Here is a 13,031-nt window from a genome sequence, read left to right on the forward strand (position 1 = left end):
AAAGTACTGTCAACACTTCCATTTACGGAAAATCAGGTTAAACCGTCCCCTTCCGGCGGCGGCCCCAGGAAAAAGTCCAAACCATACGCTCCGCCCCGGACTCTTTTCTGGTATGGTGTGCAGAATAAAGGCTCGGACACATCTCAAAGGGCCAAGCCTTACGGTGCGGATGCCCCTGCGATGATGGCTGCCACCAGGCCTTCATGCGATACGTACACTTTTTCCCGCGCTGCCGGGCCCCCGGACCAGGCCCCTGCAACCGCCCCCTGGAGGTCAATCACACCATGCATGAAATCAAGGCCGTGTTTTTCGACGTGGACGGGGTCCTCCTGGACTCCCTTCCCTCCCACCTAGCCATCTGCAGGGAGTTAAACGCCCGGTACGCCCTGGGACTGAACATCCCGGACAGTAACGCGTTCAAGAAAATCGCCGCAAGCGGGGTCCCCATCAGCCCCATGACGGCCTTTTTCCGTGCTGTGGGGTTCCCCGAAGAGGCTGCCCGAAAAGGAGACCGGGAATATCGCGCCGGGTTTACGGCCAACTACCGCATTCCGCTGTTCGAAGGCGTTCCCCGGATGCTCCGCGGCCTCTCGGCCTCTGGCCTTCCCCTGGGCATCGTCACGGCCAACACCCTGGCCAATGTCCAGGGCCCCTTAGGCGATCTGTTCACCCTTTTTCACCCCCATTGCGTCTTTGCCCGGGACACAACCGACGGCATGCCCAAAGCCGATGCCATCCGGCTCGGAGCACGCGCCCTGGGCATTCCGGTCACAGCCCTTCTCTTTGTGGGAGACCAGCCCTCGGACCGACAGGCCGCAGAAGAGGCGGGAGCCCCCTTTTTAGGCGTCTCCTACGGATGGGGCCTTGTCCGGGGGCCCGCCGATCACCCGGTGGCCGACTCCCCCTCTGCCGTCGCGGCCTGGGTGGAAGACGCCCTGCAGAGATAATCCTCCGCACACGGCCCGGGGCGTGATATAGAAAAGCTTTGGGCGTGTGCCCCAACGGGACACTCGCCGATACCCGAAACCCATCGTCATCGACAAAGGACAACACCATGGCCAGTGCAAAAGCCCGCCACATCCTTGTGGCAACCGAAAAAGAGTGCAACGACCTCAAGAAAAAGATAGAAAACGGCGGCGATTTCGCCAAACTTGCCAAAAAATTCTCCACCTGCCCCTCCGGTGACCAGGGAGGGTTCCTGGGCGAGTTCCAGCCCGGCGAAATGGTGCCCGAGTTCGACAAGGTGGTCTTCTCCGCAGAACCCGGCGTGGTCACAGGCCCCGTCAAAACGGACTTCGGCTACCACCTCGTGGAGGTCATCAGCCGCAAGGCCTGATGCCATGGCCCCCACCCCATGCTGATCTCCGCCCCGGGTCACGATGCGCGACCCGGGCAGTTAAGTAGACCGGGGCGCACCTGATTTCCACCCGCCAAATATCCTGCTCCTTCGGCTCAAACTGTGTTATGGTTTTGTGATATATCAGATAACACATACGCAACCGGGGCCGAATACGGCCACATCGTCTCAACCTGAGCCACAGGGAGCATCGCATGAACTTAGTGGGGCGCCATTTCCGCCGTTTTTTTTATGATGTGTGGATTGATCCGCCGGGGTGGGTGGTTTTTTTCAGTGTCTTCTGGCTGGTAAGTCTCTTTTCGGTGAGTACCGGTCTCCTTCCGGCCCTCTTCCTGGGGGGCGGCACGACCCTGGTGCTTTTGGCCGCCAACGCCTTCTTCTCCTGGGCATCCTCCTCGCCCTATTTCCAAAGGGAGGCCCCGTCTTCCCTTCGATACGTCCTTCCCGTGCTTCGGGGAATGCTCTACCTTCTCTGCGCCTCCATGCTCATCCCCTTTCTGGAGCTTTTCCTGCGGCTCCTTGCCCCGGGACTCTTTTCCCATGTCCAGGGCCTCTCCCCCTATATCCCCATCGGCTGCCTGATCCTCAGCCGGTTCGGCGGGTTCCCTCGCCGTCACCCTGTCCGGGAATCCCTTTTTATGGACAGCCCCTCACCAGAGGGCCTGGGGTTCACCGCTTACCTCCTCTTTGTCGGCCTGGTCACCCAGCTTTTGTCACACTACGGCAAGAACCCCTTTTACGGTGCCGTGGCCGGAGGGGCCCTTCTGGGGCTCATCGCCTATGGGGCACGGGAAACCAAAAAAAAGAGGGAAGAGCCCTGAGACAGGCCAAGGAAAAAGCAGGTTTCTATGGTTAAGGCCGGCTCAAAAAGCGTGCCTCCGGCCACAAGGTGGAGGCATCTCTACACCGGATGCCAGATCCCATCCTCGGATACTTCGGCAAGCCCGCCCTTTTCCAGTCGGAGAAGGTGTTTTTCGATCATGCTCTTTTCCCAGAACACCACAAAACGGGTTGGGTGACGGGGATGAGGTCGGCCGCCGCCTTGCCGCCAGGGCGTGGATATCGGCGGGCTGCTCCCTTATGGCGGACAGGACCCTCTCTTCCCGGCGCAGGATGCGCCCCCGGAACTCGGAGAGCACCTCTGCGGAGTTGCCGTTGAACACCTGTTTGCTGTGGGACGACACCAGGGCTTTCGGCTTCAGGGCCGCGATCCGATCAATGGAGTCCATAAGCTTATCGATGTCGGCATCGGGATCGGCATAGTTGGGTCCCACCGCCGTTAAGCAGATATCCCCTGCAAAGAGAAGTTCCTCCTCGGGAAAAAACAGGGAACAGTGCCCTGCGGTGTGGCCGGGGGTATGGAGGACCTCCATGCGGGTCCGCCCGCAGTCGATCACCTCACCGTCCGTTAGGGTCCCGTGGACCGGGCGCTTGGCGTACAGCAGGTCCGGGTCCAGCTGCGCCGTAATCCTGGAATCCCCCATCCATGAGGCGGGGCCACCCGCCGCTGGCAGCCACGAGGTCCACATCCCCCATGGCCGCCCTCTCGTCGGGGTGAACACACACCCTGGCATTTGGAAACAACCCGTTGCCCTTGACATGATCGATGTGGCGATGGGTGTTGATAATAAGATCCACGCCCTCGGGATCGATTTCCGACAGGCCCTCTTCCCCGCCGGTCTCCACAAGGACCCGACGCTCTCCGTCCACATACAGGCAGTTTGACCCGCCGTACCCCGCATTCACAATCAGGGAGATCCCATCTCCCAACGACACTACCATCCGTATACCTATCCGTCCGGCGCGTTACCGCGCCTTTATTTCTATCCCCGACAAAATCAGCCCACAGGTCTTCTCAGCCATATGGAACGGATCCATGGGGGTGGTGTCCATCATGTTCACATGCATGGTGAGCCCGGAGACCAGCCCCAGGACCCCCACGGCCGTGGCCCGGGAGTCAGTGTCTCCACGAAACTCGCCTGCGGCCTTCCCCTTGTCCACCACCGTTTCCAGAATGGCCCGAAGCTCGGCCATGGCACGGTCCATGGCGTGTGCCAGGTCCGAGGCCCCCCGGCCCCGCATGGCCATGCGCCAGAGGTCCAGCATGTTCACCGTATGGGGCATCGACCGACCGGATGGCCTCCGTCACCACCGCCGATAGCTCGGCTGCGGCACCCTGGCCCTCCACAGAACGCACGGCCCCTTCAAACAGGTCCCGCCACTTGCGAAAACGCGCCTCGGCAATGAAGCCCAGGATCTCCTCCTTGGACGAAAAATAGTCGTAAAAGGAGCCCTTGGAGATCCCTGCCGCCTCGGTGATGGCCCGAACCGGGGTGTTCTCGTACCCCTCAAGAAAAAAAAGGCCACTTTCTTCAGCAATCTCTCCGTCTGGCCTCTTTGTCCACAATCTTCGGCATCTCGCTCTCCGTAAACTATGACCGACCGACCGGTCATAAAAAAAGTGGAGTGTATCCCACGCCATGGAGGGAATCAACCCGTTTCTCCTCCGGTTCGGAGAAAACCCTGTTGCCAACCCCCGAACCGTATTATAGATTGACCGTCACCACCCACAACCTGATGATGTGCCCCGGAAAACCATGCGTTCACGGCGTGTGTCCGTTTTTTTGTGCCGCCATCCACACAATCCCGCGAGGTTCCCATGAGTCACCCGGCATCCAAGGCAACGTCGGTTGCCCTCCACTACCTGGCCTACATCCCCCTGGCAGGGGTCACCCTCTCCGTCATCGTCACGATCAAAGCCCTTATCCTTGAGGAACCATGCTCGTCATCGACAAGGGGGGCTGGGCCTGGCTGAAAACCCACCAGGCCGCAGACCTGGGCTTTCTCCAACTCATCCTGGACGACAGGCTCTCGGCCATTCGGCGCCAGCTGATCCTGGGGGCAGCCAAGCTTGCCAACACCCCGGCCCTCATCGCCTTTCCCCTGCTCGCCCTTGCGTGCTGGCTCATGGGCAAGGGCCTCCAGGCCCTTGCCAAGGGAATGAAGTAACCCGCTACCCTTCCAGGATATAGCCGGAGGCCAATTCCCTGAAGGCGCGTACCTGATCGTCGACCCAGGCGCTGTCCTTGCCGAGCTCCCCGGCCATGAGGTTTGCCACGTCCGGGGCCGCTTCCATGGCGGCCCGGGCGTCCAGAATCAGGGCCCGGGTCCTGCGGGAAAGGACATCCTCCACGGTGCGGGCCATTTCATGCCGGGCGGACCACACCACCTCGGCCCTGCGGTAGGGTAGCTTCTCGTGGAGAGGCTCGGCCAGATCCGGGGTCTCCTTTTCCAGGCGCTTGATCAGGCGTGCGTCGCTGCCGTAGAGGGTGTAGGGGGCGTTGCCCGCCTCGTCAGCCGACCACCCGTGGAGGTTGAGGTAGGCCGTCCTTGAGGGACGTTCCGGGAGTCCGGCCACCTTTGCGGCATGGTCCACCACGTCTTCCCCCATCTTCCGATAGGTTGTCCACTTGCCGCCTGCAATGGTGACCAGGCCCGAGTTGGAGATCTCCAGATGATGATCCCGGGAGAGGGCCGCGGTCTTTTTGGCGTTCGTTGACCCGATGAGGGGCCGAACGCCTGCAAACACGCTTAAGACATCCCTTCGCTCGGGGTTTTTCGTGAGATACCGGGCCGCATGGGTGAGCAGGAATTCGATCTCCTCCTCCTTGGGATCGGGCTCCATGAGGGGCTTTTCAATGGGGGTATCCGTGGTGCCCACAATGACACAGTCGTGCCACGGCACGGCAAAAAGGACGCGGCCGTCATCGGTCTGCGGTACCATGATGGCGCTGTCTCCGGGCAGAAAGGATTTGTCCAGGACGATGTGCACCCCCTGGCTCGGGGCGATCATGGGCTCCCGGGCGGCGTCGTCCAGGAGGCAGAGTTCATCCACGAACATCCCGGTGGCATTCACCACGCAGTGCCCCATGATCTCCAGCTCGTCACCGCTCTCCGCGTCCACGGCCCGCACCCCGGACACCAGCCCCTGGTTCTTGATGAGCCCTTCCACCCGCATGCCGTTGACAAGGCATGCCCCGTGGTCCTCTGCGGTGAGGGCCAGGGTGATGGCCAGGCGGGCGTCATCAAACTGGCCGTCGTAGTACATGACGCCGCCCTTCAGGTCTTCCGGCTCCAGGGTGGGGATGAGTTCAAGGGTCCGCTGGCGGCTCAAGTGCTTGGACGGCTTGATGCCGAGCTTTCCGGCCAGCATGTCGTACACCTTCATGCCGATGCCGTAAAACGGGCCCTCCCACCAGCTGTAATTGGGCACGATAAAGGACTGGTGACGGGCCAGATGCGGGGCGTTGTGAAAGAGCAGGCCCCGCTCGTGGAGAGCCTCCAGCACCAGGGTGATGTTGCCCTGCTGGAGGTACCGGACACCGCCGTGGATGAGCTTGGTGCTTCGGCTGGAGGTGCCTTGAGAAAAATCCGCCTGCTCCAGAAGCAGGGTGGTGTATCCCCGCGAGGCGGCCTCCACGGCCACCCCCAGGCCGGTGGCCCCTCCACCCACCACGATCATGTCCCATACGCGTCCGCGTTCTGCTGCCTGAGAGAGCATCCCGGTTCGTTCCATGGTACCTCCTTTTCCGCTGCATTGAGTCGGTTCACACCACAGGTCCGCCCCGGCGCCGGTCTGTTTTTCCCAGCGGTGCCCGGGCATGGCCCGCAAAACAGTCCATCGCCGAAAATTAATTTGCGCTGCGGCGTAAAGCCATTATATTATGAACAAGTAAGCGCCATTCACTCCTTTCTCATGCCCCCTTCACTCCGCACCGGTCACCATCGGCCCGCCGATCCCCCCATGCATTACCCGGCGCGTTGACATATGCACGACCATCTTATGTCGAAAAGCCAGCCCCGTCAAAACTCTGGACCATCTTCAAGGCGTTCGGCCAGGTACCAGATGTTCAACCATGGATCATTCAATACTAAGGAAAGACCATGAACAAAAAAAGCCAACACGAGGAGCTGACCCGCACACTTCTCGAAGAACTTCGCAGGGGAATCACCCCTGAAAAAGAGATGTCCCACTTTCTGGAGTCCACCTTTTCCATCACCACCCCCGAGGAGTTGCGCCTCGCTTTTAACGATGAGGACCACCCCGACCGGGACATGCTCTTTGAGCTGCTCTTTTTCCCCGACCGCCGGACCAAGCTGAGGCTCGAACCCCTCTTTGACGAGTTCAGGTTCACCGCCGAGGACGAAAAAACACTTCTGGATGCCGTCTGCAAAGAAACAGTGGACGTGAACATCACCCTGGAAGGTGCCACCGAGCCGGTGGGCGTCACCCTGCCCAGGGAATGCATGGAACTGTTCGTCAAACGGCTCAACGTCAAGGCCAATCCGCCGCAAAGCGTGGTGGACGCCGCACGGGCCCACCTGGCGGGTGGACGGGACGATCTTTTCCTTGTGCTGCTCAGGGGTGAAAAAATGCGATGGACCGACGAAACCACGGGGTTTCTCAATCGGCTTCTCAAGGGCCTTGCAAACCGGGGATCAGACCTGGAGGACCACCTGGTGACCGCCATCATCACCATGAGCTCCTTTGGCGGGGGGCACTCCCTGCAGGATCACTTCATGGCCATCCGGCAGGACATGGAAGCGGCCGCGGAAAAAGCCCATCAGTTTGAAGAGGGGTTAAAGACCCTGACCATGGAAACCATGATGATGCAGGGCATGATCGGGCCGTCCCACACCGAAGAGGAGATGCGCCACAAGATCCGGGTTCTGGATACCCTGATGATGGAAGGATTCGGTGTGGATCCCACCCTGCTGGAACCGGTCAAGGTGGACTTGGGAGACTTTTCGGGAGGCGACGGAGTGACGGGGATGTTCAAGGCCATGAGCTGAACCGCCTCGCCCGGGGGATAAACCCCAAGGGGTGCCTTTCCCCCCCGGCACCCCTTGGGATGAGAGACAGACGACGGGACCTTACTCCGGATTCACAAGGGTTTGGGCAACGTCTCTGCTGAACTCCGCAACCAACCGGCTCAGGGCCTTGGCCCGGGCCGGTTGGCCCTCACCATCCACCACCCCGGTAAGGGAGGTGTGCCGGGTCAGAAGGGTCTCCCTTTTACCGTTTTTCAGCCCCCACCGTACATCCAGCACGGCCTTTCCCGCCTCATCGGTGTCAAACCGCACCACATCCATAAAAACCTGCATGGTGACCGATGCCTTGGGCGCATCAAAGGGATAGAGGAACATCTTCTCCCCGCCGGTGAGCTGAGACAGGTTCTCCGCCACGGTCCGGGCGATGCCCTCATCCAGGGGCTCTGCCCACCGCTGGTACTCGTTTACCGAAAGGGTATGGTCGCTTCGGCGGGCCACCATCTGGGGACGATCCAGGTACGAGGGCAACTCCACAGGTCCCACCACCACGTAGGTCGAAGGATCCCACTCACCGGCCTCGGCAGGGGCCGCCACGGGATGAAGCAGGTGATAGGTCACCACGGCGGAAGAGGAGGCGCACCCCGCCATCAACAGAAGCGCGCCCACAACAATCAGGTTAACAGTCTTCAGCATCTTTTTCTCCAGTGGTATAAGCTGTGGAAACAAATCTTTAGCAGGCGTCCGTACGCGAGGCGCATTAGACATAAACCGCATGTCGTTGCGCTGCGGCCTTACTCCCCCTTGTTCTTCCCGAACACCAGCGCTTCCGGGTGCCTCTCCAGGTAATCGGCCAGGGCCCGCAGGGCCCGGGCCGCCTCGGAGACATCCCCGAGCATGCGGTTCAAACGATAGGTGACAGCTGAATCAGCTCCCAGGCCTGCATCGAGGCTCTGCATGGTCTTTTCCGCCGTGGCCACCATGGACTGCGAGGAGACGGCCACCTCTTCCAGGGCCTTTAAGGTGCGCTGGATCCCTTCCCCGGAATTCACCGCAAGGCTCTTTGTCTCCGTGGCCGCCCCTTCGATGGAATCGGTGATGGGCTCCAGGGACAAACGGGCCTGGTTCATGAGGTCGGTGAACGCCACGATGGCTTCGCTCATCTGCCCCAAGGTATCGTCCTCCTCCACCGAGGCGATGAGGCGATCGATGGAGTCCACGGTGGAGAGGAACCGGTCGGCGATGGCCTCCACGGGAATGTTCTCCACGGCCCGCGAGAGCTCCGAGATATCGGACAGAACGGTCGGTAACTCCATGACATCCTTTGACTTGCCGGTGAGGGTGTACGCTTTGTTCGGGTGGAACCCGATGGCCACGTACAATTTACCCGTCAGGAGGCTGTCGATCTTAAGCTGGGCCCTGAGCCCCCGTTTCACCAGTTCCTCCCTGAAATCATCCTCATTCATGGACCCCAGGATCATCTCGGTGTTCGCGCCGTAGTCCATCAGCTTGACCCGGTTGCTCTCCACCTCAATGTGAACCGGGGTGGTAAAGGAGAGGTTCTTCATATCAAACACCAGGCCAATGCTTGTCACATTGCCCACCTTGACCCCCATAAACCGCACCGGTGCCCCCACATCAAGCCCTTTGAGGGAATCCTCAAAATAGAGGACATAGTGGTCCTTTTCCTTAAAAAACTCCCCGGCCCCGAAGGTGACCACCATGGCCGAAGCCAGGAGGAAGCCCCCCACCACAAAGGCGCCGATGATGCTGAATTTTGCTTTCTGCTTCATGCCCGCTCCAAACTGAATTAGGTTCCCTTCTGCACGGATCCCGACGACTATCGACTGCCTTCGCCACGGGTCAGGAACCGGACCACCCGCGCATCCTCCGACCGTTCAAGAAGGTCCCTGGGATGCCCGGAGGCGATCATGGTTTTCGTCTCTGCGTCCAGAAAAACAGAATCGGTACCGATGGCAAAAATACTGGCCAGTTCATGGGTCACCACCACGATGGTGGCCCCCAGGGACTCCTTGAGCTCCAAAATCAAGTCGTCCAGACGACGGGCACTGACAGGGTCGAGTCCCGCCGAGGGTTCGTCGAAAAAAAGAATCTCTGGGTCAAGGGCCATGGCCCGGGCCAGGCCGGCCCGTTTCTTCATGCCCCCGCTGATCTCTGCCGGAAGGTGGTCTTCAAACCCGCCCAGGCCCACCAGGGCCAGCTTGAACATCACCAGCTCCCGGATCTCGGACGCCGTGTAATCGCTGTACTGGTACAGGGGAAGGGCCACATTCTCAAAAAGGGTCATGGAGCTGAAAAGCGCTCCGCTCTGGTAAAGAATCCCGATGCGCTGCATCAAGGCACTCTGCTCCCGGGACGAAGCCTCATACAGGGATGTCCGGCCATGGAAGACCTTTCCCCTGGCAGGCTCCTTCAACCCCACGAGATGGCGCAGCAAGGTGCTCTTCCCGCAGCCGCTGCCCCCCATGATGATAAAGATCTCACCCTTTGCCACTTCAAAGGCGAGGTCCCGTTGTATCACCCGCGGGCCGTAGGCCATGGTGAGGTCCGTCACTTTCAGGGGGGGATCCCCCGCACGTGTGTTTGTCATGCTACATTCCGATGATGCTGGTGACCACGGCGATGAGGCCGTCGGCGATGATGATGCCCACAATGGCCGCCACCACGGCCCGGGTGGCCGCATCCCCCACAGCCGAGGCGCTGCGACCGCACCGCATGCCGTGATAGCAGCCCGCCATGGCGATGATGACCCCGTACAGGGCGCTCTTGATGATACCGTGCATAAACTGGGTGACGTCAAGGGCAGCCCGGGTCTGGTTCCAGTACTGGACAAGGGGGATGTCCAGCATCCCCACCCCGATGGCCATGCCCCCACCGATGCCCAGGAAATCCGCATACAGGCAGAGCAGGGGCATCATCATCACAAGAGCCGCCACCCGCGGAATCACAAGGTACTCCGCCGGGTTCAACCCCATGGTGGTGAGTGCATCCACCTCTTCATTGACCTGCATGGTGCCCAGCTGGGCGGCAAAGGCTGCGCCGGTGCGGCCCGCCATGATGATGCCCGTCATCATGGCGCCCAGTTCGCGGGCCATGGCAAGGCCCACAATATCCGCCACATAGATCTGGGCCCCGAACAGCTTGAGCTGCACCGACCCCACAAAGGCAAAGATCACCCCGATGACCAGGCTGATGAGAGACACAATGGGCAGGGCCGATGCCCCGCAGTCCTGCAGGAGCAGGAAAAAATCGTCGCGCCTGAAGCGCCCCCTGCCCGTGACCAGGCGGCCCAGGCCAAGGGCCGTCTCCCCGATAAAGCCAAGGGTGTCCACAAGGGCCGCCCACGCGGCCGTGGCCTTCAGGCCGGCCCGCATCAAGAGCGGTTCCCGCGGCGGCTTCACCGAAGCGCCCGCTGCGCCCGCCCCCTGGGCCGCCAGGGCCATGAGCCGGAGCATCCCCGTGGGGAGCCCTTTCTCATCCACGGCCACGTCCCGGGCCTTGAGGTCCTCAACCAGGCCGCTTACAAAGACGGCCAGGCGGGAATCCCAGCTGACAAGCCCTGTGGTATCGAAACGCACCCGCCGCACCGGCCCCAGGGCGAGAAGGGACTCTGCGACCCGAAGGCCCGTTTCCGCCCGGTCCCAGGGACCGTGAAGGGAGACCACACCCTGCCCCTGCTCCGTTGTGATGGTGATACCGCCCTGCTCCTGCATGCCTTTATTGCTCCCTGTCCCGATCCTTCTGGCCCCGGCCCGTGCCGGAGTGTCAACCATGGGGTCCGAATGTTCCGTGTTTAATCCTCAATGCCAGACAGATATACGAACATTGCACCGATAATTCAAGCGGGATAGCCCCTTCGGAAGGGAATCCGGCACCAAAACGCCCCTGGACAACCAACGGCTTTGTGATTGCCCGGGTTCCCTTAAATTAAACATCGCTCACCCCAAAAAACTAAGGGTGCCATCTTAATTTGCATTGAAAACAAGAACACATTCGACTATATTTGGTCTTAAACACACAGGATTCATTGATTCCCCCTGAGCTTCACCAGACCACCCGTCACCCCTCTTCCCAGCTTGACGAAATGGATATTCCAACCTGCTGATATTCCTTCCTGAAGTGATTCTGTTTTACATCCCGATGTCCGTACATGCCGACGCATCCACCCAACGGCCCCCTTGTGTCCGGTGACAGGAGACGTTGTGTTCTTCCGCAACACGCCGTGGCCTGCAGCCCACAGACGGCCGTGAGTGACCATGTGTACGGGCCCGTTGAATGCGTATCTTTTACACATACATAAACCTAAAGGTACTCCATGGATCGGAAACACAGCAACACGTCGTCCATCCTGAGGGACAGCGCCGAAACACGACGCATCTACTCGGTCGTGTTCGAACAAAAAGGGACGTCGCCCCCCCGAAGCGTTCTCATCACCAGCGGCTGGTGGGGAGAGGGTAAAACGACCCTGGCCTGTAATCTGGCGGCCCTGGCCGCCCGGGAAAAAGGGAAAAGGGTGCTGCTTATCGACTACCACTGGTTCTCACCGGAGGTGCACACCCAGTTCGGCATCCCCGCAGAGCCTCCCCCGAATGCATCCAATGATGTTCTGGACAACGTCATCGCCGTGCCCGGCATGGGCGATCTGTCTATCCTCACGGCTGCGGCCTTTGCCAAGTCGGAGAGCTGGAACGACGCCAGCTCCATTCCCAGCCAGGCGGCCCTGATCAACGAGGCAAAAAACAGGTACGACCAGATCTTCATCGACACCTCGGCCGTCTACCCCACCAACCGGAACATGAACGATCCCATGCTCCTGGGCAAAGCCGCCGACGGGGTGATCCTTGTGGCCCTGACCCATGTCACCCCCAAGTCCAAAACCAAAGGCGCCTGCTGCGCACTGCAGTCAAGCGGGGCCCAGGTACTCGGCATTGTCGCCAACCAATGGCGGAACCCCCTTTCCCCCTTAAGCCACGGCCCTGCACGCCGGTCCGGGACGGGAAAAGCCGGAGCGCGCCTGGTGCACTCCAACCGCTAACCGCCCTATCATGAGGTCGACCATGATTTTTTACCTTGAACGACTGACGTACCGCCTTACCGCGCATTGGATCTTCTTCTGGATGGTCCTGATCCCCCCCCTGGCGTATGTCGGTTACATGGCCCTGACGCCAAGCGTCTACACCCTCTCGTCTAGTTTTGCCGTGCCCGAGGACGCCCCCGTGGCCCAGACCGGTACGCCCACGGGCGTGGCCCCCCTGGCCCCGCTTCTTTCCAGTCCTTCCCGTTGGGAGGCCTTTATCAAGGCCAATTTCAACTCCCAACGCATCATGGGATACCCCCGGGGCTACGGCCTGCCCATCTCCCCGAAAAAGACCAATGAGATCTACCGTGAGGCGTTGACCAACCTGTCGATCAAGGTCGAGGACAACAACCTGCGCACCGTTTACCGGGGCTCCGACAAGGAGCTGGGAAGCCACCTGGTCTTCTACTACAGCACCACCCTCCACCAGCGGATACAGGAGGGCTACAAACGGCAGGGAGCCCACATCAAGGCCCCCATCATCGACGTACCCCGCATGGACCCCGTGCCTCCGGCAACCCGCCTTGCCTGGAGCAGCGACAGGGCCTTGCCAACACTCCTGTGGCTTTTTGCCGGGCTCGTGGCCTTTGTGGTGGTCCACATCCTTCTGGAATCCATGGACAGCTCGTACAAATCTGAAAAACAGATCGCTGAAGACACCCGGCTCCCGATCCTGGGCCGGCTCCCCAACCTGAACGCCATCCCCGCTGGGAAAGATACCTCCCAAGGCCATGAGATATAAGCAAT

The 13,031-nt window shown here is 60.6% G+C and carries 17 protein-coding genes and 1 pseudogene; 8 read left to right on the forward strand and 10 right to left on the reverse strand.

The annotated features are described in order from the left end of the window. Positions 1-158: 158 nt before the first annotated feature. Complete coding sequence (locus ACOYW2_RS19155; RefSeq protein ID WP_482767596.1) at positions 159-290, reverse strand: hypothetical protein; 132 nt, start codon at positions 288-290, stop codon at positions 159-161. Between ACOYW2_RS19155 and ACOYW2_RS19160 the strand changes: the two genes are divergently transcribed. The 3 genes from ACOYW2_RS19160 (at position 285) to ACOYW2_RS19170 (ending at position 2,178) form a co-directional block, all read left to right on the forward strand. Then, complete coding sequence (locus ACOYW2_RS19160) at positions 285-947, forward strand: HAD family hydrolase (protein WP_482767597.1); 663 nt, start codon at positions 285-287, stop codon at positions 945-947. The genes ACOYW2_RS19155 and ACOYW2_RS19160 overlap by 6 nt on opposite strands. A gap of 107 nt (positions 948-1,054) precedes the next feature. Further along, a complete protein-coding gene (locus tag ACOYW2_RS19165; RefSeq protein WP_482417637.1) occupies positions 1,055-1,336 on the forward strand; it encodes a peptidylprolyl isomerase in 282 nt (93 codons plus the stop codon). Between the two features lie 215 nt (positions 1,337-1,551). Continuing rightward, entirely contained in the window at positions 1,552-2,178 is a 627-nt protein-coding gene (locus ACOYW2_RS19170) for an Rnf-Nqr domain containing protein (protein ID WP_482767598.1), read from the forward strand. Positions 2,179-2,220: 42 nt separating this feature from the next. Here ACOYW2_RS19170 and ACOYW2_RS19175 read toward each other — a convergent pair whose 3' ends face one another. From ACOYW2_RS19175 to ACOYW2_RS19190, 4 genes and pseudogenes are all read right to left on the reverse strand, one after another. Then, positions 2,221-2,841 (reverse strand): MBL fold metallo-hydrolase, encoded by a 621-nt coding sequence (locus tag ACOYW2_RS19175; protein ID WP_482767599.1) that lies wholly within the window; start codon positions 2,839-2,841, stop codon positions 2,221-2,223. Then, the gene (locus ACOYW2_RS19180) at positions 2,756-3,139 is read right to left on the reverse strand and encodes an MBL fold metallo-hydrolase (RefSeq protein ID WP_482767600.1); all 384 of its coding nucleotides are present in this window, start codon (positions 3,137-3,139) and stop codon (positions 2,756-2,758) included. Before ACOYW2_RS19180 ends, ACOYW2_RS19175 begins: the two co-directional genes overlap by 86 nt. Before the next feature lie 24 nt (positions 3,140-3,163). Continuing rightward, entirely contained in the window at positions 3,164-3,481 is a 318-nt protein-coding gene (locus ACOYW2_RS19185; protein ID WP_482767601.1) for a TetR family transcriptional regulator C-terminal domain-containing protein, read from the reverse strand. Between the two features lie 139 nt (positions 3,482-3,620). After that, positions 3,621-3,839: pseudogene (locus ACOYW2_RS19190) on the reverse strand (helix-turn-helix domain-containing protein); the annotation flags it as partial. Positions 3,840-4,016: 177 nt separating this feature from the next. On the opposite strand from ACOYW2_RS19190, the gene ACOYW2_RS19195 reads away from it, so the two are divergent. Together ACOYW2_RS19195 and ACOYW2_RS19200 are read left to right on the forward strand one after the other, a co-directional pair. Next, on the forward strand, positions 4,017-4,172 hold the full coding sequence (locus ACOYW2_RS19195; protein ID WP_482767602.1) for a hypothetical protein: 156 nt from the start codon (positions 4,017-4,019) through the stop codon (positions 4,170-4,172). Next, entirely contained in the window at positions 4,136-4,366 is a 231-nt protein-coding gene (locus ACOYW2_RS19200) for a hypothetical protein (protein WP_482767603.1), read from the forward strand. The genes ACOYW2_RS19195 and ACOYW2_RS19200 overlap by 37 nt, the downstream gene beginning before the upstream one ends. Before the next feature lie 4 nt (positions 4,367-4,370). Here ACOYW2_RS19200 and ACOYW2_RS19205 read toward each other — a convergent pair whose 3' ends face one another. Further along, positions 4,371-5,933, reverse strand: coding sequence for a glycerol-3-phosphate dehydrogenase/oxidase (locus tag ACOYW2_RS19205; protein ID WP_482767604.1), 1,563 nt, complete (start codon positions 5,931-5,933; stop codon positions 4,371-4,373). Between the two features lie 368 nt (positions 5,934-6,301). On the opposite strand from ACOYW2_RS19205, the gene ACOYW2_RS19210 reads away from it, so the two are divergent. Beyond that, positions 6,302-7,210: a hypothetical protein gene (locus ACOYW2_RS19210; protein WP_482419573.1), complete on the forward strand. Its 909-nt coding sequence runs from the start codon at positions 6,302-6,304 to the stop codon at positions 7,208-7,210. An 81-nt stretch (positions 7,211-7,291) separates the two neighbouring features. Here the strand turns inward: ACOYW2_RS19210 and ACOYW2_RS19215 are convergent, their stop codons facing one another. From ACOYW2_RS19215 to ACOYW2_RS19230, 4 genes are all read right to left on the reverse strand, one after another. Further along, positions 7,292-7,882, reverse strand: coding sequence for a PqiC family protein (locus ACOYW2_RS19215; RefSeq protein WP_482767605.1), 591 nt, complete (start codon positions 7,880-7,882; stop codon positions 7,292-7,294). A gap of 98 nt (positions 7,883-7,980) precedes the next feature. Next, positions 7,981-8,979 carry an MlaD family protein gene (locus tag ACOYW2_RS19220; RefSeq protein ID WP_482419575.1) on the reverse strand — a complete coding sequence of 333 codons (999 nt, stop codon included), beginning with the start codon at positions 8,977-8,979 and terminating at the stop codon, positions 7,981-7,983. A gap of 47 nt (positions 8,980-9,026) precedes the next feature. Then, on the reverse strand, positions 9,027-9,797 hold the full coding sequence (locus tag ACOYW2_RS19225) for an ABC transporter ATP-binding protein (protein ID WP_482417646.1): 771 nt from the start codon (positions 9,795-9,797) through the stop codon (positions 9,027-9,029). 1 nt (position 9,798) lies between these two features. Next, a complete protein-coding gene (locus ACOYW2_RS19230; protein ID WP_482767606.1) occupies positions 9,799-10,980 on the reverse strand; it encodes an MlaE family ABC transporter permease in 1,182 nt (393 codons plus the stop codon). A 542-nt stretch (positions 10,981-11,522) separates the two neighbouring features. Here ACOYW2_RS19230 and ACOYW2_RS19235 point away from each other — a divergent pair. Beyond that, on the forward strand, positions 11,523-12,242 hold the full coding sequence (locus tag ACOYW2_RS19235) for a nucleotide-binding protein (protein WP_482417648.1): 720 nt from the start codon (positions 11,523-11,525) through the stop codon (positions 12,240-12,242). Between the two features lie 22 nt (positions 12,243-12,264). Beyond that, positions 12,265-13,026, forward strand: coding sequence for a YveK family protein (locus tag ACOYW2_RS19240; protein ID WP_482767607.1), 762 nt, complete (start codon positions 12,265-12,267; stop codon positions 13,024-13,026). The last annotated feature ends 5 nt before the right edge of the window (positions 13,027-13,031 follow it).

Source organism: Desulfoluna sp. CLI2B (genome assembly GCF_056847375.1).